The sequence below is a fragment of the Flavobacterium sp. CF108 genome (assembly GCF_900129795.1).
Taxonomy (GTDB): Bacteria; Bacteroidota; Bacteroidia; order Flavobacteriales; family Flavobacteriaceae; genus Flavobacterium.
Map to the genome: position 1 here is coordinate 988,360 of NZ_FQWW01000001.1, position 21,269 is coordinate 1,009,628.

Annotated in this window: 18 protein-coding genes; 7 read left to right on the forward strand and 11 right to left on the reverse strand. The window is 32.9% G+C overall.

Going from position 1 to position 21,269, the window contains the following annotated elements; translation table 11 throughout:
* Positions 1-277: 277 nt before the first annotated feature.
* Positions 278-3,073, forward strand: a complete 2,796-nt coding sequence (uvrA, locus tag BUE10_RS04410) for an excinuclease ABC subunit UvrA (protein ID WP_073482645.1) — start codon at positions 278-280, stop codon at positions 3,071-3,073.
* Positions 3,074-3,158: 85 nt separating this feature from the next.
* Here the strand turns inward: uvrA and BUE10_RS04415 are convergent, their stop codons facing one another.
* The 5 genes from BUE10_RS04415 to BUE10_RS04435 form a co-directional block, all read right to left on the reverse strand.
* Positions 3,159-3,458 (reverse strand): hypothetical protein, encoded by a 300-nt coding sequence (locus BUE10_RS04415; RefSeq protein WP_044047707.1) that lies wholly within the window; start codon positions 3,456-3,458, stop codon positions 3,159-3,161.
* 325 nt (positions 3,459-3,783) lie between these two features.
* On the reverse strand, positions 3,784-5,253 hold the full coding sequence (locus tag BUE10_RS04420) for an oligosaccharide flippase family protein (protein ID WP_073482647.1): 1,470 nt from the start codon (positions 5,251-5,253) through the stop codon (positions 3,784-3,786).
* Positions 5,254-5,331: 78 nt separating this feature from the next.
* Entirely contained in the window at positions 5,332-6,615 is a 1,284-nt protein-coding gene (locus tag BUE10_RS04425) for a glycosyltransferase family 4 protein (protein ID WP_073482649.1), read from the reverse strand.
* Between the two features lie 145 nt (positions 6,616-6,760).
* The gene (locus tag BUE10_RS04430; RefSeq protein WP_073482651.1) at positions 6,761-9,217 is read right to left on the reverse strand and encodes a YfhO family protein; all 2,457 of its coding nucleotides are present in this window, start codon (positions 9,215-9,217) and stop codon (positions 6,761-6,763) included.
* Between the two features lie 51 nt (positions 9,218-9,268).
* Positions 9,269-9,556 (reverse strand): DUF4834 family protein, encoded by a 288-nt coding sequence (locus tag BUE10_RS04435; protein WP_044048302.1) that lies wholly within the window; start codon positions 9,554-9,556, stop codon positions 9,269-9,271.
* A 124-nt stretch (positions 9,557-9,680) separates the two neighbouring features.
* Here BUE10_RS04435 and BUE10_RS04440 point away from each other — a divergent pair, with 124 nt between their 5' ends.
* The gene (locus BUE10_RS04440) at positions 9,681-10,652 is read left to right on the forward strand and encodes a transporter (protein WP_073482653.1); all 972 of its coding nucleotides are present in this window, start codon (positions 9,681-9,683) and stop codon (positions 10,650-10,652) included.
* A gap of 43 nt (positions 10,653-10,695) precedes the next feature.
* Positions 10,696-11,814, forward strand: coding sequence for a GNAT family N-acetyltransferase (locus BUE10_RS04445; RefSeq protein WP_073482654.1), 1,119 nt, complete (start codon positions 10,696-10,698; stop codon positions 11,812-11,814).
* A 90-nt stretch (positions 11,815-11,904) separates the two neighbouring features.
* Here BUE10_RS04445 and BUE10_RS04450 read toward each other — a convergent pair whose 3' ends face one another.
* A complete protein-coding gene (locus BUE10_RS04450) occupies positions 11,905-12,390 on the reverse strand; it encodes a hypothetical protein (RefSeq protein ID WP_073482656.1) in 486 nt (161 codons plus the stop codon).
* Positions 12,391-12,513: 123 nt separating this feature from the next.
* Positions 12,514-13,773 carry an aminotransferase class I/II-fold pyridoxal phosphate-dependent enzyme gene (locus tag BUE10_RS04455; protein ID WP_073482658.1) on the reverse strand — a complete coding sequence of 420 codons (1,260 nt, stop codon included), beginning with the start codon at positions 13,771-13,773 and terminating at the stop codon, positions 12,514-12,516.
* Between the two features lie 293 nt (positions 13,774-14,066).
* Here BUE10_RS04455 and nirK point away from each other — a divergent pair, with 293 nt between their 5' ends.
* Genes nirK through BUE10_RS04470 form a run of 3 tightly spaced genes read left to right on the forward strand, consistent with a single transcriptional unit; the run spans position 14,067 to position 16,912 of the window.
* On the forward strand, positions 14,067-15,509 hold the full coding sequence (nirK, locus tag BUE10_RS04460) for a copper-containing nitrite reductase (RefSeq protein ID WP_073482660.1): 1,443 nt from the start codon (positions 14,067-14,069) through the stop codon (positions 15,507-15,509).
* A 16-nt stretch (positions 15,510-15,525) separates the two neighbouring features.
* Positions 15,526-16,308, forward strand: coding sequence for a formylglycine-generating enzyme family protein (locus tag BUE10_RS04465; RefSeq protein ID WP_073482662.1), 783 nt, complete (start codon positions 15,526-15,528; stop codon positions 16,306-16,308).
* A gap of 10 nt (positions 16,309-16,318) precedes the next feature.
* Positions 16,319-16,912 carry an SCO family protein gene (locus tag BUE10_RS04470; RefSeq protein ID WP_073483048.1) on the forward strand — a complete coding sequence of 198 codons (594 nt, stop codon included), beginning with the start codon at positions 16,319-16,321 and terminating at the stop codon, positions 16,910-16,912.
* 41 nt (positions 16,913-16,953) lie between these two features.
* On the opposite strand, the gene BUE10_RS04475 is transcribed toward BUE10_RS04470, so the two are convergent.
* From BUE10_RS04475 to BUE10_RS04490, 4 genes are all read right to left on the reverse strand, one after another.
* Entirely contained in the window at positions 16,954-18,177 is a 1,224-nt protein-coding gene (locus BUE10_RS04475) for a hypothetical protein (protein WP_073483049.1), read from the reverse strand.
* A gap of 263 nt (positions 18,178-18,440) precedes the next feature.
* Positions 18,441-19,163 carry an iron-sulfur cluster repair di-iron protein gene (gene ric / locus BUE10_RS04480; protein WP_073483051.1) on the reverse strand — a complete coding sequence of 241 codons (723 nt, stop codon included), beginning with the start codon at positions 19,161-19,163 and terminating at the stop codon, positions 18,441-18,443.
* 111 nt (positions 19,164-19,274) lie between these two features.
* A complete protein-coding gene (gene azu / locus BUE10_RS04485; RefSeq protein ID WP_073482664.1) occupies positions 19,275-19,799 on the reverse strand; it encodes an azurin in 525 nt (174 codons plus the stop codon).
* A 24-nt stretch (positions 19,800-19,823) separates the two neighbouring features.
* Positions 19,824-20,273 (reverse strand): RrF2 family transcriptional regulator, encoded by a 450-nt coding sequence (locus tag BUE10_RS04490; protein WP_073482666.1) that lies wholly within the window; start codon positions 20,271-20,273, stop codon positions 19,824-19,826.
* Between the two features lie 197 nt (positions 20,274-20,470).
* On the opposite strand from BUE10_RS04490, the gene BUE10_RS04495 reads away from it, so the two are divergent.
* The gene (locus BUE10_RS04495) at positions 20,471-21,250 is read left to right on the forward strand and encodes an NYN domain-containing protein (protein ID WP_073482667.1); all 780 of its coding nucleotides are present in this window, start codon (positions 20,471-20,473) and stop codon (positions 21,248-21,250) included.
* Positions 21,251-21,269 lie beyond the last annotated feature (19 nt).

Here is a 21,269-nt window from a genome sequence, read left to right on the forward strand (position 1 = left end):
GGTTTCAACCACGGGAAACAGATCGAGATAATATACTTTGCATCCCAGCGGTTGAAACCGCTGGCAATGTTTCCTAACAATTTCTCAAAAATAATCAAACATAGCCCGTGGTTTCAACCACGGGAAACGTATTGTAATGAGATAAGCTTATATTACCAATAGTTCAAATACCTTCTTTAATCAAAACCAAACATGGTAATTCTGTTAAGATTTGGAACAATATCCTTAACAAAACTCTATTCAAAATTGATTACTTTTGTAAAAATTGACTTTTTTTATGCAAATTGATCTTTCTACACTCGACCCAAAGCAAAATATTATAATAAAAGGCGCACAAGTACATAACTTAAAAAATGTAGATGTTGCCATTCCGAGAAACAAACTTGTAGTAATTACGGGACTTTCTGGATCAGGGAAATCAAGTTTAGCTTTTGATACTTTATATGCCGAAGGACAGCGCCGTTATGTTGAGAGTTTATCATCATACGCACGTCAGTTTTTGGGACGTTTAGATAAACCGAAAGTAGAATACATAAAAGGTATTGCGCCTGCAATTGCAATTGAGCAGAAAGTAAATACAACAAATGCTCGTTCGACTGTTGGAACTTCTACAGAAATCTACGATTATATTAAACTTTTATTCGCCCGAATTGGAAGAACCTATTCTCCGGTTTCTGGACAGGAAGTCAAAAAAAATACGGTTACAGATGTTGTTTCTGATGTAAAAACACTCGAAATCGACAGCCGTTGGCTTTTGCTTGCTCCAATTCATTTAGAAGAAGGCCGTTTGCTTGAAGACAAACTTAAAGTACTTTTACAGCAAGGTTTTGCCCGTATTTTAGTCGATAACGAAATGGTTCGTTTAGATGAATTTACACCAACAGAACTGCATAAACTGGATAATAAAGACATTTTATTAATTATTGACCGTATTGTGGTTAAAGAGGAAGAAGAGTTTTACAATCGTCTTTCTGATGCTGTACAAACTGCTTTTTTTGAAGGAAAAGGAATTTGCTATCTTCAGGAAGTGGGTTCAGAAAAAAGATTTTCTTATTCTAACAATTTCGAATTAGACGGAATTACATTTTTAGAACCAAACGTACATTTGTTCAGTTTTAATAATCCGTACGGAGCGTGTCCGGTTTGTGAAGGTTACGGAAATATTATCGGGATTGATACTGATTTGGTTGTGCCCAATACTTCATTATCCGTTTTTCAAAGTGCCATTTACCCGTGGCGCGGCGAAAGTATGAGCTGGTATAAAGATGAATTGGTAAAACATGCTTATAAATTCGATTTTCCAATTCACAAACCTTATTTTGAACTTTCAGAAGATCAAAAAGATCTAATCTGGAAAGGAAATCAATATTTCCAGGGTCTAAATGATTTCTTTAAAGAACTTGAAGAAAAAAATTATAAAATACAAAATCGTGTGATGCTTTCGCGTTACCGGGGAAAAACAAAATGCCACGCCTGCCGTGGAAAACGTTTACGCGAAGAAGCTTCATATGTAAAAATCAACGGGAAAACGGTTTCAGATTTAGTAGATCTTCCAATTAGACATTTGGTTACTTTCTTTAAAAATATTGAACTGAATGTTTACGAACAACAAATTGCCAAACGTTTGATGGTTGAAATCAATAATCGTTTATCATTTTTAACAGAAGTTGGTTTAGATTACCTAACATTAAACCGAAATTCGGCTACACTTTCTGGAGGAGAATCGCAGCGTATTAATCTTGCTACTTCATTAGGAAGCAGTTTGGTTGGTTCGATGTATATTCTGGACGAACCAAGTATTGGTCTTCACCCAAAAGATTCAGAACGATTGATTAAGGTTTTACTTTCTCTTCGTGATTTAGGAAATACGGTTATCGTAGTAGAACACGACGAAGATATCATGAAAGCTGCCGATATGATTATTGATATTGGCCCAGAAGCTGGAACTTTTGGAGGAAATTTGGTTGCGCAGGGAACTTATGCAGAGATTTTAAAATCCGATTCTCTTACTTCAAAATACTTGAACGGCGATTTAGAAATTTCGGTTCCAAAGAAAAGACGAAAATTCAAAAATCATATTGATATTATTGGTGCCAGAGAAAATAACCTTAAAAACATTAATGTTACTTTTCCTTTGGACGTTTTAACGGTTGTAACAGGAGTTTCAGGAAGTGGAAAAAGTACACTGATTAAGAAAATTTTATTTCCTGCTATGCAGAAAAAACTGGAGAATGCTGCCGAGAAAGCAGGACAATTCAGTGAAATTTCAGGTTCTTTTTCTCAGATCAAACATATTGAATATGTAGATCAAAATCCAATTGGAAGAAGTTCAAGATCAAATCCAGTAACGTATATTAAAGCGTATGATGATATTCGTGATTTGTATGCAAAAGAAAAATTATCAAAAATAAGAGGCTATCAGGCTAAACATTTTTCTTTTAATGTTGATGGAGGCCGCTGCGAAACTTGTAAAGGAGAAGGTTCTATAAACGTTGAAATGGTCTTTATGGCCGATGTTTCGCTGCCTTGTGAAACCTGCGGCGGAAAAAGATTTAAAAAAGAGATTCTTGAAGTCGCTTTTGATAATCAAAACATCAACGATATTCTAACCATGACAATTGATGATGCAATTGCTTTCTTCGAAAAAAATAAGCAGTCTAAAATCACTCAAAAATTGCAGCCTCTGCAAGATGTTGGTTTAGGATATGTTCAATTAGGACAATCGTCTTCTACTCTTTCGGGTGGTGAGGCGCAGCGTATTAAGTTAGCTTCATTTTTAGTAAAAGGAGCAACAAAAGATAAAGCTCTGTTTGTTTTTGATGAGCCTACAACGGGACTGCATTTTCATGACATTAAAAAATTACTAGCTTCTTTTGATGCCTTAATCGAAAAAGGACATTCGATAATTGTAATTGAACACAATTTAGATTTAATAAAATGCGCCGACTGGATTATTGATTTAGGTCCTGAAGGCGGTGAAAATGGAGGACATTTATTAGCCACAGGAACGCCGGAAGATGTTGTTAAAATAAAAGAATCGGTTACGGGAATTTATTTAAAAGATAAATTATAAACGGAACTATTATAAAAAAAGTTAGCCCTAAATTACAATCTTAATGAATGTGATTTAGGGCTAAACTATTTTAGACTGAAATATTTTATGCTACTAAGCATTTTTCTTCAAAAGGAAAGCCATCTTCGTCAATGGCAACTAATACCTTTTTTTGTTTGGAAGCCTCGAATGTTAGATATAGCCAAGCAAATGACCATAATCCGAGGGTTAAACAAAAAATCATGAAATTTAAACTGTGGTTAACTACTTTTCCTCCTTTAGAAAGAACCGCAAAAAGTAATTCATCATTTCTCTCTTCTAGTGTAAATCCATTATGAACTTTGTTCGATATCATATTGGAAAACACCTGTACACTTTGTTCCTGACTTAGCTTATTGCTTTTCATAATCGTTTGTTGGGTTTGTCTGCATGTGATACTTAAATTTAATAATTTTGGATAGCTATTTAATTTAAAAAAAACATTAAGACACCACTTTTACTGGCCTTATGTAAATATTTCTCATACTGTCAATGAAAGAGATGTAATAAAAATCTACATAAAATTAATCGTAATAAATTGAAAAACAAAATAATTTGAGCGAATTTTTTAAGATTTCCTTCACATTTTCAAGATGTTATATAAAAAAGTGGCTTTTGTTTTGGATAATGAAAAAATTGCACCCTTAAATAATGAACTTAGGAATTCAGCGATATAGGAATAATAAAAATTCTTAAATTTTTATTCCGATCCTTTTTAGAATATTATCAATAACCTTATTAATATCCGGAGAGATATTAAATTTATAATTTAGGTAAACATATAAAATTGTTACCAAAATTGATTTTAAGGCAATGCTAATAAGCTGGTAAAATGGAAATTCCCAAAAATAGAAAACAAGAAACAATACGAACGTCAGCAGCATTGAAGAAAGCGTTTCTTTTGTAAAGGGATATAAATGAAGTTTCTTGACAACAAAAAGCAGTTTAGCCAAACTGTATAATGTGATAGACAATAAAGTGGCAAAAGCTGATCCGAAAATTCCAAAAATTGGGATGAAGATCATATTTAAAACTACAGTCAACACTACCAGCATTAATCCTAAATACAATACCATTCGGTAATATTTAGTATTGAAAATGATAGCGTTATTGTTTCCTAAAATCAAATCGAAATATTTAGACAAACCAATCATAAATACAACTGCGATACCTCCGCTGTATTCTTTTGGAACCAATTCATACAATTGATTAATATTTACAAATATGCAAAGCATCACAAAACCTCCAACCATTTGTAAATTTATTGAGGTTTTTTTATAAAGTAAATTCAATTCGTCATGTTTGTTCTCGTGCATTAATTTTGCCGTAATTGGATATACAATTTGATGCATCGCCCGACTCGGAACTGAAATTACCAAAGCAATATAGGTAGCAACAGAATAGAAGGCAATATTTTCAATCTGCATATATTGATTTAATATCATTTTATCACCATCCAAAAGCAGGTTGGCAACACTTCCAGATAAAATAATATAAAAAGTATATACTAATATGTCTTTTGTATTTGTTGGTATTGTAAACTGAAAAGTTGGTTTCTGAATACTAAATGCATATAGCATGGTTATCAGGAATGCCAAAAAATACAAAATTGCTGTTGCGTACACAAAACCTTCTACGCTAAGCCAATTGTAGTAAACACCTATTAATAGAAATAATGAAAATAATCGTAAGCCTACTTCCTTAACAAAGTTTCCAAAAACAGAATGCATATTTACCCGCAGCCAAGCATAAAAAATTTCAAAATATGCCATAGACAACCCTATAAATGGTATCAACCAGATGTAACTTTTTACAATCGCATTCTTTTTTGACAAAAAGAACAGGATCTCATCGTAAAAAACAAGCCCAATCAATAAGAGTGGAATTATTAATAGCAGAGGGAACAAAACTGTAAAGGATAAAAAACGGGATTTTTCTTCTTCAGTTTGATATTGTGAATAAAATTTAACCAGAGTGTTTTGCATTCCTATTGCAAATAAAGGCATAATCACATTAGCACAAGACGTCACATAATTAGTTAAACCATAAAAAGTTGCGCCTAAAAAAACAGGATATAAATAGAGTGTATTAATGGCTCCAATTCCAAAGCCAATGTAGGTTATTATAGTGTTTTTAAAAGACTGGTTTAAGACAATACCCATTTTTTGATTGCAGAGTTTAGATTGTAGAGTTTAGATTTTTGATTTTCTGCTCTCTTTTATTTTTTTGAAATTGTTATTTTAATTTATCAATTGTACTAATTGCTTAGTCAGGTTTTTTCGTGAATATTGCTGTAAACCAACACCGTTAGCTTGTAATTTTCCTTCTAAAAATTGATTATAAAAGTCCAAAATTACACTTTTTAGCTTCGCTTTTTCTGAATAATTAAAAAATACGCCTGTATTGGTTTCTTTTATAATATCGGCAAAATCAGAACCTTGTGGTCCAATAGCAATAATTGGACGATTTGAGACCATATATTCAAACAATTTCCCTGGAATAATACTTTTAGTATCTTCAGAGTTTATTTCGATTAAAAGTAAAACCTGAGACTTTTTTTGGTGGGCAATAGCTTCATTATGCGAAACATATCCTAAAAGGTTCAAATAATCGTTTAGTTTAAATTCTTCTATAGAATCTAAAACTTCCTGACTTACGGCGCCAATTAATTTAATTTCTAAATGCGTTTTAAAATCTGGAATTTCCTGAAGTAATTCGACCAGACATTCCCATAAAAATTTTGGGTTTCTATCTGATAAAAATGAACCGATATGAGCAAGCGTAAACTTAGTATCTAATGTTTGTTTCTCAACGTTCTCAATATCGTAACCATTTGTAATTACTGAAATTGGCTTATTAGTAATTGCCTGAAACTCGGCTTTTGTAGTTTTACTCGTTACAATTATAGTATCCGCAGAATTAAGAACTTTATGTTCTAAACTTTTATGTTTTTTGGCAGCATAACTGGATAAACGCAACGCTTTATGATAACCAATTGTTGTCCACGGATCACGGAAATCTGCAAACCATTTTACATTTAATTTTTCTTTTAATTCTAAACCAATTAAATGTAAACTGTGCGGCGGCCCCGACGTTACGATTGTATCAATATTGTTTTCTTTGATGTATTTTTCAAGATAAGAAACTGAAGGTTTTACCCAAAAAACTCTCGCATCCGGAATAAATAGATTTCCACGCACCCAAAGAAAAGCTTTGTCTAAAAAAGTCTGCTTTTTTTTATGCGGAAAAATTCCTGAACTGATTTTCTTGGTTTTGTTTTTTGAAAAAACAGAAGCTAATTGATAAGGTTCCCAAATTTTATTTTTAAGAACAATTACTTTATCTGATATTTCACTTACTAAACCTTCGTCAACAATTGGATAAGTTGGATTTTCTGGAACATAAACAATGGGCTGAACACCAAAGTCTGGCAGATATTTTACAAATTTCAGCCAGCGCTGTACTCCCGGTCCACCAGCTGGAGGAAAGTAATAGGTTATAATTAAGAGCTTTTTTTGTTCCAAGGAAAATCGTTTATTATTTTAAAGTGCAAATTTAGAGCTTATTACCAACTTTGCGAAACTCGGTGACATCTTTGTGAATCTTTGCGAAATAACATTTCACAAAGTCACACAAAATATCGCAAAGATTCACAAAGCAAAACTGAGACTAATTACTGAGACTGCTCACTAACTTCTTTCTTTCAAAATAGATTCCTCCTATTAAAATTACAAACATTCCAATTGAACTTATTAGATTAATTGTACCTCCTGTTTTAATAACCTGCGGTTCAAACTTAAATTCTATAGTATGTTTTCCGCCCGGAATTTCCATTGCTCTTAAAACATAATCAACTGGGAAATGGTCTGTCAATTTTCCGTCAATATAAGCATTCCAGCCATTTTTATAATAGATTTCAGAGAAAACAGCTAAACCATCTTTTTCATTATTTGATTGGTATTTTATATAGTTTGGCTTGTACTGAACTACTTTTATTGTTCCGGTTGTGTCCCATTGTTTTTTCATTCGGGCATTTTGGAATTTACTTTCATGCTCATGAACGTTAAAAACAGCAACTTTTTTAGTATCGATATGATCTAATGCTTTCATTACATCATCTGGTTTATTTACAAGCTTAACAGTCTCTACAAACCAAGCATTTCCATTTGCATCAGGATTAATTGCCGGTATAGGTGTACCTGTGCTATCATCAACCTGAATTACATACTTAACATTCAACATATTAAGCACTTCAAGATTCATGTTTTTTGATTTATTACCAATTTGGTAATCAAACAATTGCTGCATTCTTCTTGGTTTTGCAGCGTGATATCCTCCAATAGAATGGTGAAAATAAGAAGCTGTCGCACTTGACATGTTTCCATCTATATCAAAAACTCTGTAATGAGTTGTATCTTCTAAAATTTTAGCATCTGCGGCTGTTTCCTGAAAAGGAGCTGCAATCTGAACCGGGCTGACAAAATCCTTTGCTGAGACGTATTTTTTGTCAACAAAAAACAAATCAAAAATCATTAAAAGTGCAACGATTACCAGAGTTGTAGTTTGTGAAAATTTATTTTTTATAAACAACCATAAAACTCCAAATGTTATTACGACAAAGAATCCTGAACGCAGCAAATCTGCAGAATAAAGACTTTTTCTATCTTCTATTAAAACATCAACAAATTCTTGTCCGAATCTTTTAAGCCAATAACCATCACCAGCTGCTGAAAAATGAAAGAAACCTTTAGCAATTACTAAAATAAAAATAACTCCCAATCCAAAAATTCCAGTTTGTATAAGTGCTTTTTGCTGTAATTTAGGTTCGTCTTTTGCTTTAAAAAACGACTGAATTCCCATTACTGCTAAAACTGGCATACACAGCTCTAAGATTACCTGAATAGATGATACAGCTCTAAACTTATCATACATTGGTACATAATCAATAAAGAAGTCTGTTAACAGTGAGAAATTTTTTCCCCAGGAAAGTATTAATGAAAATAATGCTCCTGAAAGAAAAACATATTTTATTTTACGGTCATCAATAAATAAAGCTAAGACAGCTAAAAAGAATACTACAATTCCAATATACGCCGGAGCAGCAACAATTGGCTGATCTCCCCAATAAGTTGGCATTGCTGATACAAAATTTTCAGCATCAGATACTGGCACATTGTGGTCAGTCATAAATGTATACATATTACTGTCTGGACCAACATTTTCATGATTGGAACCTCCAAAAAGTCTCGGAGCAATTAGATTGAAGCTTTCAGCAATTCCGTAACTATATTCCGTAATATATTCACGGCTCAAAGCGTTTTCGTTTTCCTTTTTAGTTCCGTCAGGATTAAAAGTTAATTCGCTGTTGCTTCGTGTACTAAACTTAGCATACTCACTTGTCGCTAATAAATTTCCTGCATTAGCACCAATCGCAAAAATTCCGGCTACAGCCAAAGTTCCAATGGCAATTAAAAGTGGTTTGTATTCTTTATCTTTTATAAAAGTAAAGGCAAAATAACCTGAAAGTATCAATAAGAAAATCAATAAATAATAGGTCATTTGAAAGTGGTTCGCATTAACCTCTAACGCAACCGCAAACATGGTGAGCAAACCTCCCCAAATATATTTTTTCTGAAAAACGAGTATAAATCCGGCAATAACCAATGGCATATAAGCAATTGCATGCGCTTTTGCATTATGACCAACACCAAGAATAATAATTAAATAAGTAGAAAAACCAAACGCAATCGCACCGATAAAAGCTTTTAAAGGATCTGTTTTTAAAACTAATAACAAACCATAAAATCCTAAGAAGTATAGAAATAAATAATCAGCCGGACGTGGTAAAAAACGTAAAACATCATCTATTTTACCAACAAAATCGTTTGGATAATTTGCTCCTAACTGATAAGTCGGCATTCCGCCAAAAGCAGAGTTTGTCCAATATGGCTCTGTATGTTCTGCTGCTCTAAAGTCATTTTGCTCTTTCGCCATTCCGGTGTATTGAGCAATATCTGACTGGAAAATTTGTTTTCCCTGCAAAACAGGGTAAAAGTAAATTAAAGAAACGAGAATAAAGCCCAGGATTACAAGGGCGTGCGGATAGAATTTATTTACTATTTTCAATTTTGGCTGGTTTGGTTAAATGATGAATCCTAATACTATAAGGATACAAACTTAATCTATTTCTTCGTAATCAACATAATCGCCTACCTTTTTGGTTTCGCGAGGCTTTTTGGCATTAGCAGTATTAATGATTATTTCGTCATTATTGTTATTACGGGTTTGCTGCCAAGAATTATCCTGACTGTATTGTTGTTGTCTTTGAAAATTTTCTCCTGCTTTCTCTACCGCTTTTTTAACCAATACCGGCAAAAAGATTCGGGCTAAAAATTTAAAAATATAATAAAACGCAATAATCCACATTATCGTTTTAAACAAATTTGTAAAAGATGCTTCTTGCATGATCATATAATTTTTTTCCAAAATTAGTAAATCCGTTGTTTAAAATTAAAATATCAATCTTAAATAAATAATAAAATATAGTACATTTGAAATGCGTTATAGCTTTTAATCAAAAAATACATTTATGTTGAAAATTAAAAACTTACTCTTTGCGTTTCTTTTTTTAGTACCACAATTTTTCTTCGCACAATATACAGATGTGATTAATTCGAACCGTCCGGGCGAAACGATGTCGGCTTATGCGGTTGGAAAATCAGTTATTCAGGGCGAAATTGGCGTTTATGGAATTAAAGAAAAACACGACTTATTAGATTATGACGCTACCGGTTTTGGTACAGATTTAACCGTTAGATATGGTGCTTTTTTTGAACAGCTGGAATTTATTTTAGATGTTCAGTATCAAATGGAAAACTTTGATACTCCATATACAAGTTATAAAAAGAACAACTTCAGACAGACCGTTTTAGGAGCTAAATACCTGATTTATGATCCTTATAAAAACTACAAAAAAGAAGCTAATATTTATAGTTACAAAGCGAATCATAGTTTTCAATGGCGTGAATTAATTCCGGCTGTTTCTATTTTTGCCGGAGCGAATTTTGTTGGTGCCGATAATCCATATTATTTCTCTCCAAATGGAGATATTTCACCAAAAGTTGCTTTGGTAACTCAAAACTTATTTGGCGGCGGAAGATGGGTTTTTGTAACCAATATTATTGCAGATTATATTGGAACAGATTATCCGAGTTATGGTTATATTTTAACTTTAACTCACGGATTTAATGACAAATGGTCTGGATTTGTTGAGAATCAAGGATACAAAAGCGATTTTTACAGCGATGCCATTGTGCGTGGCGGTGCGGCGTACCTTTTGTCTCCAAATATGCAGGTTGATGCCTCTATAAGTACTAATTTCAAAAACACGCCTTCTATTTTATATGGAGGAGTTGGTTTTTCATGGCGATATGACGGATGGTACAAGGAAAAACAAATTGCTAATAAGAACAAAGAAAAAGCAAAGAAAAACTCTGATAATAAAGATGAAAAAGTAGATTATCAGGAAAAAGAAAGAAAACGTAAAGCTAAATACGAATAAATTTAATAATCAAACCTTTAAACAAGGAGCTAATACCACCTTAATGATTACAATCAAAGAAGCCAAAACTAAAAAAGAACTAACAGATTATATAAAATTCCCATTTTCACTTTATAAAGACAATCCGTATTGGGTTCCTCCTATTATTGCTGATGAATTAGAGTCTTTTGATAAAACTAAAAACCCTGCTTTTGATAATGCAGAAGCTTATTTTTATCTGGCTTACAAAGACAATGAAATTGTTGGGCGAATTACGGCTATTATAAACTGGGCAGAAGTAAATAATCAGCATAAAAGAAAGGTTCGTTTTGGATGGTTTGATGTTATTGATGATATCGAGGTAACTAAAGCGCTTCTTGAAAAAGTTTACGAATTAGGCAGAAAACATAATCTGGAACATACCGAAGGTCCAATGGGTTTTTCTAACTTAGATAAAGTTGGAGTTCTGACAGAAGGTTACGACCAAATGGGGACTATGATTACCTGGTACAATAATCCTTATTATGTTACTCATTTTGAACAATTAGGATTTCAAATTGAGAAAGAATACATCGAAAGTATTTTCCCGTTTTCGAATGTAAAACCAGAATTTTTCCTGAAAGCTCAGGAATTAATCAAAAAACGTTACGGACTCAGAGCATTAACTTTCACCAAAACAAAAGACATAATGCCGCATGTGGACAAGATGTTTGATTTGTTTAACGAATCGTATGCTAAACTGGCTTCTTTTGTAGCTATTTCAGATGTCCAAAAAGAATATTTTAAAAAGAAATACATCAGCTTTATCAATCCAGAATATATAAAGTTTGTGGTGGATAAAGAGGATAATTTAGTTGCTTTTAGTATTGTAATGCCAAGTTTTTCAGAAGCATTACAAAAAGCCAAAGGAAAACTTTTCCCATTTGGTTTTATCCATCTGTTAAAAGCCAGAAAGAAAAGTAAAGATGTTGTTTTTTACCTTATCGGAGTTCATCCTGATTACCAAAACAAAGGTGTTACAGCTATTATTTTTGATGAATATTTTAAAACTTTTTCTGAAAAAGGAATTCAAAATTGCATCAGGACTCCTGAATTAGCTGAAAATACAGCAATTCATTTACTTTGGAAAAACTTTGATCCAAAAGTTCATTGCCAGAGAAAAACTTATTTGAAATATTTATAAGTTTTCAGTCGCAGTTTTCAGTTTTCTGTGAACATAAAAAAATCCATTCGCTCCCAAAACGAATGGATTTTTTACTTTAATAACAATTCATTAATCCACTTTGCAATCTATTTTGGTCAGCGTATTTTTCTGATCAAATTTTAGTTTGGTTTTATCCTTAAATGTTACTTTGTCATTGGCTTGTACAACATCTCCGTATCCTTCAATTAGAGTTCCGTCTTTTTGTAAAAAAACAACTTCTCGTACAGATGAAGTTCCTTCAGAATTAAACGTATAATCGGCAACTATGGTGTCACCTTTCATATTTCCAATCAGTGTTCCTTCGTTTTTATCTTTTCCTACCAGATTATAGCTTAATTTTCCATTTACTTCCTGATGAGAGTTTACATTAAAACTGATCTCAATTACGCTTCCATTTGCTTTCCAGGCGTAACATTGATCTCCTGCCGGTTCGGCAATTTCAGCCTCTTTTGGAGGATTTGGTATAATTTGTACGGGCTCTGTAGTAGTCGTTTCTTTTTTACAGGAAATAAGAACCGTCAAAATTAGGGTCGCTATTGCTAATACTTTTTTCATAATGCTGTGCTTTTTATTTTGTGGTTTATGAATTAAAGTTACTTGAAATAAAAAAAATCCATTCGTATAACAAATGGATTTTTTTACATAATTTCCACTTAAGGAAATCTATTTTTAAATTAATTACGAAACGTCAACTGTTGTGCGTTCTGCAATTTCTTTATAAATTCCGTTAACTAGTTTCTCACGAATTGCTTCAAAAGCCGTTAAGGTTTCTTCAATATCTGATAAAGTATGAGAAGCTGTCGGGATCATTCTTAATAAAATAATTCCTTTTGGAATAACCGGATAAACAACAATAGAAAGGAAAATACCGTAGTTTTCTCTTAAATCGTTTACCATAACCATTGCTTCAGGAATACTTCCTTCTAAGTAAACCGGAGTAATACATGTATTAGTATCTCCAATATTGAATCCTTTTTCTTTAAGACCGCTTTGTAATGCATTTACATTTTCCCAAAGTTTATCTTTAATAGAAGATGAATTACGCAATAACTCTAAACGTTTCAAAGAACCAATTGTTTGGATCATTGGCAATGCTTTTGCAAACATCTGCGAACGTAAATTGTATTTTAAGTAATCAATAACCGTTTTATCTGCAGCAACAAAAGCTCCAATATTTGCCATTGATTTTGCAAAAGTCGAGAAGTAAACATCAATATCGTCCTGAACTTCCTGCTCCTCACCTGCTCCGGCACCTGTTTTACCAAGTGTACCAAAACCGTGTGCATCATCAACTAATAAACGGAAATTGTATTTTTGCTTCATAGCAACAATTTCTTTTAATTTACCCTGTTGTCCGCGCATTCCAAAAACACCTTCGGTAATAAATAAAATACCTCCGCCTGTTTCTTCGGCCATTTTAGTAGCACGCTGCAGGTTTTTCTCCATGCTTTCAAGATCATTGTGTTTGTAAGTAAAACGTTTACCCATATGCAAACGAACACCATCAATAATACAAGCATGTGAATCTACATCATAAACAATGATATCATTTTTTGTAACCAAGGCATCAATAATAGATACCATTCCCTGATAACCAAAATTCAATAAATAAGCTGACTCTTTCATAACAAAAGCTGCTAATTCATTTTCTAACTGTTCATGATAAGTTGTGTGTCCAGACATCATACGAGCTCCCATAGGGTATGCAGCGCCATATTGAGCCGCAGCATCCGTATCTGCTTTACGAACTTCTGGATGATTAGCTAAACCTAAATAATCATTTAAACTCCAGTTTAAAATATTTTTTCCGTGAAACGTCATTCTAGGACCCAACTCTCCTTCTAACTTTGGGAAAACGTAATAACCTTCTGCCTGAGAAGCCCATTTTCCTAAAGGTCCTTTATTGTCCTGAATTCTTTCGAATAAATCTTTTACCATAAATATATTTTGAAGTAATAATTTTATTTATACAGGTCGCAAAAATAATGATTATTATTCTAAAATAGAGTTGGGCATTTGTTTTTATTAAAAAAATATCAAAATATTAGTTTACAAAAAATTTACACACACTTAAAGAATTGAATTTAAAATAGTTAACTGTAATAAAAGTGTACACAATAAATTAATATAAAGTTTTTATTAGTAAGTATTTCATGACTTTTATCATAATAAAAGATAAAATAGTCTTTTATTTTTACGCCTGATTTAAAACTAAATAAAACCAAAACCTTATGAAAAAGAAAAATGACATTTCGATTAAAATGAACATGTTGTTATGCTTACTTTTTACGATTTTTTTAGGAAGCTGTAAAAAAGAAGAACCAGTAAATTATACTGATATAATGACCGAAGGAGAAATGAATGCTGAACTTACTGCTCCGCCAATGGTACCAAAACCTGTTGGAAACAGAACCACTATGAAACTCAAATTGAACATGGAAATCAAAGAGCAGGAAGGCACCATGACTGATGGCGTAAAGTATACGTATTGGACATTTGGAGGCTCTGTACCGGGAAGTTTTATCAGAACGCGTGTTGGCGATGAAGTAGAATTTCATTTAAAAAATCATCCCGACAATAAATTACCGCATAATATTGATTTACATGCTGTAACCGGACCTGGAGGCGGGGCAACTTCTTCACTTGTTGCACCGGGACATGAAAAAGTGTTCAGCTTTAAGGTGATCAATCCGGGATTGTATGTATACCATTGTGCAACAGCGCCTGTGGGGATGCACATTGCAAATGGTATGTATGGTTTAATTTTGGTTGAACCAGAAGGCGGACTTCCGCCTGTTGACAAGGAATATTATGTTATGCAGGGTGATTTTTATACGCAGGGCGAATATGGCGCAAAAGGTTTACAGCCATTCGACATGAATAAAGCTGTAAAAGAAACTCCTGATTATGTTGTATTTAATGGTAAAGTAGGTTCGCTGACAAACGGAAACGAGTTAACGGCAAAAGTTGGGGAAACAGTACGTTTATTTGTGGGGAACGGAGGTCCAAACTTAGTATCGTCTTTTCATGTTATTGGAGAAATATTTGACCATGTGCATGTAGAAGGCGGAACTGTAATTAATAAAAATGTGCAGACCACTTTAATTCCAGCCGGCGGCGCTGCAATTGTTGATTTTAAAGTAGAAACTCCGGGAACTTTTATTCTGGTTGACCATTCTATTTTTAGAGCCTTTAATAAAGGAGCTTTAGGAATGCTGAAAGTAGAAGGAAAAGAAAACAAAAACATCTATTCTGGAACGATTCAGGAAGGAATTTATCTGCCTGAAGGCGGAACTATTCAAAAAATGCCTGAAAATGCAACTGCAAAAGCTGCAACACCTAAACGAACTGCCGAAGAAAGAATAAAAATTGGAAAAGAAATTTTTGGTACAACTTGTTTCGCCTGTCACCAATCTGAAGGGCAGGGAATTCCGAATACATTCCCTCCTCTTGCAAAATCAGATTATTTAAATGCTGATTCTAAACGTGCGATTAAAACAATTTTACATGGTTTAACTGGAGAAGTAAGTGTGAACGGGAAAAAATATAACAACGTGATGCCGGCTCAAAATTTATCTGATGATGAAATAGCAAATGTGCTTACTTACATCTATAACAGTTGGGGCAATAACAAAACAGAAGTAACTCCAGAAATGGTAAAAGCACTGCGCTAACAATCAAAAATAAAGCATGAAAAAATTAATTTTCATTCTTGCCTTTTTCCTGATGCTTACAGGCATAACAATAGCTCAGGAAATTGGAATGGCTCTGATAAAAGAGGGACGTTTTGTTCCTCTTTACGGAGCCTCATCTAAAAAACCTGTGTCTGTAAATTCTTTTTATTTAGATATTTATCCTGTTACCAATGCCGAGTTTTTGAGTTTCATCAAAAAAAATCCAGCGTATAGTAAATCGAAAATTAAAGGAGTTTTTGCCGACAAAACTTATTTGTCTTACTGGGAAAATGATTTTGATTTTGGCAGTTCAAAACCTAATTCACCCATAACGGCTGTTTCTTGGTTTGCTGCAAAAAAATACTGCGAATGTCAGGGAAAACGTTTACCCACAATGGATGAATGGGAATATGCTGCAATGGCTGATGCAAAAACAATTGATGCCAGAACTAAAAAGGAATTTAATAATTACATTTTATCGTGGTATGAAAAGTCGAAAACGTATGAAAATGAAGTGGGAAAAACGTTTAAAAATTATTGGGGAGTTTACGATATGCATGGCTTGGTTTGGGAATGGACAGCTGATTTCAACAGCATTTTTTTATCTGGAGAATCTAGAAAAGACAAAAGCAGCGACAAGAATTTATTCTGCGGAAGCGCTTCTGTAAATGCATCCGATTTAATGGATTATGCAGCATTTATGCGCTACGCTTTTAGAGGAAGTCTTAAAGCGCAATACTCAACCCGAAACCTTGGTTTTAGATGTGCCAGTTCAACAAAACCAAAAGTTAATCTTTAAATTAATTGCAATGAAAAAAATAATAATTGCGGTTTTTATTCTGCTGTTTTCGTTACAAAGCTGTAAAGAAAATAAAAAGGATACTACAGTAACAAAAAAGGAAATAAGTGATTTATCTATTTATAATCTTCCTTCAAAATGGACAACTCAAAACGGAAATGACATTGAACTAAAAAGCTTGAGAGGAAATGTACTGGTTATGGTAATGATTTACACAAGCTGTAAAGCCGCTTGCCCCAGATTAGTTGCAGATATGCGTGACATTGAAGCAAAACTCAATAAAAAAACTAAAAACAATGTAAAACTTATTTTAGTAAGTATTGATCCTAAAACAGATACGCCTGAAAAATTAAAAGCTTTTGCCATTTCGAATAAAATGAATCAGGAACCGTGGCTTTTTCTTCGTTCATCTGAAGAAAACACGCGCGAATTTGCAGCAGTTTTAGCCGTTAATTACAAACAAATATCTCCCGTAGATTTTTCGCATTCTAATATTATAAGCGTTTTTAATCCCGAAGGAGAATTAGTTTTTCAGCAGGAAGGTTTAGGTGTAAACAATGAAAAAACAATTGAAACTATAAATAAAGAAGCAGAGAAGATTTAAAATTTTGAATAGGTTGATTAGTGAAAAAACAAGAGAAGATTTTAGGAATGGATCGACTCTTGTTTTTTGTTTATAATAGATGCCGTAATCAATATTAATCCTAAAACCAGCAATACACTAAAACCAAAAATACTTTGATAATATCCTAAGATTGTTCCTTTATTAAAAAAGAAAAATCCTCCCTGCAAAAACAATAAAACTTCTGTCCCAACAAATCCTAATACAAAACATTTCACTCCAATTTTCAAAACTAAAGAATTAATGGAAAGCATTTTATTTTGAAGTAATATTCCAAACAAAAAACCTGTGATGATTCCTAAACTGGTTAAATGAATAAACCCAATTACAAAATTCCTGACTTGATGTGAAATCGCTGCGATATTTGGAAAAATGGTCAGCAATTGAATTCCTGTTTTTAAAAATAAAGAACATAATGCTAAACCATAAACCATTTTAATCTCTTTACTCAAATTAGCTTTAAAATCGTTTATTTGGGGATGCAGCATTTTATAGAAATAAATAAAAGCTATCAACTGCAACAAAACTCCACAGCTATTTATCCAGCCTAAAATATTATTTTCAACAAACCAGCGTATAGGAAATGAAACCGTTAAAATTGTCGAAATAACCAAAATGATATAGAATTTTCTAAACTTGGCTTCTTCAATTTTATGCTGAAACTGCTTTAAAAACAAAGCCAAAACAGCCCATAAAAACCAGCCGTTAAACTGAAAATGCAGAAAAAACTGAATTGCAATTTGATAAAAAGCACTTTGTTTCCCCAATGTACTTACTGCCGGGCCTAAACACCAAACTCCTAAAGTAGATAAAACCATAAATAAAATTGAAGCGTTTAAAAGTCTTTGTGAAGATGTTTTTTCTTTTGGAAGATCTTTCCAAATTAATCGGCAGAAAACGTAACTCAATAAAATGTGCATTGTCGAAAATATAATAGAAAACAAGGCATAACCCTGAAAAGGAAAAGCAATCATCATTCCTATTACAGAAAGTTCTGTTAACCAAAACAATCTATTATAAATAGGTTTTCGGCTTTTCTCTTTCGGAATAAAAAAATAAATTATTAAGACATAAATAATCATGTAAACCCAGCCCAGCATGGCAACATGAGAATGCGCATGAAGTATAAAGCTATAGTTTATAAAATCTAAAGGAACCAAAAACATAAACCGCATTAATAATCCAAATACGCAGGCAATTAGAAAATTAATAAAGCAACTGATTATCCAGGTTTTTTGGAAATTCATAGCGTGCATTTTTTTTAAACACATAGAAACATAGGTTTTAAAAAAATGTAAAAAAAGATATTTAAAAAAAATCAAGATTTTTACACATAGCTATGTTTGTTAATGCAAGTGAAGCGTCTTTTTGAAGTTTACAAAATCTATGTTTCTATGTGTTTAATACTAAACTCAATCCATTAAAAATAATAAGTTCAATCTAATAAAAAACACCGATAATACTCCACAACTGGAATTTATCAGTGTTTTTTCTGTGGTTAAAATTATAGTTAAGCAAATTCTTCTTCCAGCGCAACTGCTTTTGGGAACAAAATATTATTCTCTAAATGAATATGTTTATGTAAATCTTCTTCAAACTCATTTAGCATAGCATAAGTTACTTTATAAGTCGTGCATGCATCAGCCGGAGGCGTATAATTATTCGTCAAATCAGCAATTTCTCTAAAACGGTCACCTTCATTTTCATGTTCGTGCATCATCATGGCAATTGGATTTGAAACCGTTCCAAAAGAAGGCTGCGATAAAAGTCCGTTAGCATCTTTCGTTTTTACCATTCTTTTTACAAAAGGAAACAAAACCAGTTCTTCCTTTTTCATATGCTGCGCCAATTCTCCCGCACATCCAATAAACAATTCATTAATTTTGAATAATTCGGGATGATTTGGACCGTGAACTTTGCATAATTTTTCTAGAAAAGTCAATAGAACCTGCGTTTTTTCTTCCACATAACGGTGATGTGTTTTTTCTATATAATCTACTAATAAATCTAAAGGCCAAGAATTAAAATCGATTCCGCTGTTATTTTCAGATTGCAAAACATCATAAATACTTTGAAGCAGTGCATCAGAATTAATTTCTTCCTTCTCACAAACTTCAGAAACAGTTCTGTTTCCTTTACAGCAAAAATCTATTTTATATTTTGAAAATACAGCAGCAGTTCTATAATCCTGAGCCACAAATGATCCGATTGTTTTGTTTTTTAAATTTTCCATTTTCGTAAAAATTAATATTGATATTTCTTTTTGTTTTAAATAAAAGATAAAATTATCTTTTATTAGCATTTAAAAAAACTCCAAACCAAAATAAGGCTTAGAGTTTATAATTTATTCTATAATTAATATCCCTTTCATCATAGCCACGTGACCAGGAAAAGTACATAAAAAATTGTATGTTCCTTTTTTATCAATTGTAAATTCGATGGTATCTTCTTCACCTCCGCCCAATAATTTTGTATGAGCCACGATTGAAGCTTTTTCAGAAGCCGGAACATAATCTGTAGCTTTTGCTTCGATCGCTTTTGCCGCAAAAGCACCTTCATCTGTTCCTTGCTGTAGAATTACCAAATTATGCCCCATCGCTTCTTTTGGAATTGTTCCTACGTGTTTTAAAGTAAGTTTGATAGGTTTTCCGGCAACCGCTTTTAGTTCGCTTTTATTAAATTGCATTTGGTCGTTTCCTTCAATAACCAGAACATTTTCAACGCCTGCTTCGGGTTTTACGCCTTCATCTGATGTTGTTTCATTTATTTCTGTTGATTCGTCAGCAGGAGCTGCTTCTTTCTTTCCGCAAGAAGTTACTGCTAAAAATCCCATTAGCATTACCATCGAAATTGTGACTTTTTTATTCATTACTATATATTTAAATTATAAGATTTATTCGGTTTTATTGAAGATTTTCAAATAATAATCTCCAGCATTTACCCCAAGTGCAAGCTCTTCTAAAGTGGTATTAGTAAGCATTGCCAAAAGCAGTTCGCGTATTTTTTTAAATTGATTATGTACGGGGCAAGGATGAATTTCAGAACATTCTTTCAGGCCAATTCCGCAGCCTTTATAAATGGTATTTCCGTCAATCGCATCCACAATCTGAATTAATTTTATCGATTTTAATGCTTCTTTCGAAACCTCAAAACCTCCTCCTACTCCTTTTGCCGAATAGATGATTCCGTTTTTGGTTAAAATCTGCATAATCTTGGCAGTAAAAGGTTCGGGCGAATCAATTTCTTTGGCAACATCTTTAATTCCAACCCTAATTCCTTCTGAAGATTTGGTTGCTATAAAAATAGAAGCCCTAATTCCGTACTCACACGCTTTTGAAAACATATACTGATTAATTAATTCCTTACAAATATATTCAAATCTACCATAAAAGACAAATTTATCTTTAATTAATTTTTATAACAGAAACCTTATTTATAACCAAAATAATTAACATGGTCAAAAACACTTATTCACCAACAAATTCACCTAAAAACGAATTTTAATTTTAACTTTGATACTTAATTTCTAATATCTAAAAAATGCCTATAAGCAATTCAAAAGAATTAAAATTAGCTGTTCTTATTGACGCCGATAATGTGCCCTACAGCAATGTAAAAGGGATGATGGAAGAAATTGCAAAGTTTGGAACTCCAACAACGAAACGAATTTATGCGGACTGGACTAAGCCAAATGCAAACGGATGGAAAGCGGTTTTACTGGAGCATGCTATTACGCCTATTCAGCAATATAGTTATACGGTTGGAAAAAATTCTTCAGATTCGGCATTGATTATCGATGCAATGGATTTGCTTTATTCGGGAAAATTAGATGGTTTTTGTATTGTTTCCAGCGACAGCGATTTTACCCGTCTGGCGATTCGACTTCGTGAATCTGGCATGAAAGTAATCGGGATTGGTGAAAAGAAAACCCCAAGTTCTTTTATCGTTGCCTGCGACAGGTTTATTTATATTGAGGTTCTGGACGGCGCCATTCAAAAGAAAAAGCCAAAAGCAACCGCAGCAGATACAAAAAAACCTGTAGAAAAACCTACTGAAAAAGCACTTCACAAAGTCGACAAACAAACCATTGATCTTATAGAAGCTACAATTGAAGATATTGAAGATGATGACGGCTGGGCATTTCTTGGCGATGTGGGCAATTTGATTGTAAAGAAAAAACCAGAATTTGACCCAAGGAATTATGGTTATTCTAAGCTTACGCCAATGCTGAAATCATTAACGGATATTTTAGAAATCGACGAAAGAGAATCGGATAAAAAAGGCATTAAACACGTCTATGTTAGATTACGGTTCAATTAATTAAATTATTACCTTATTA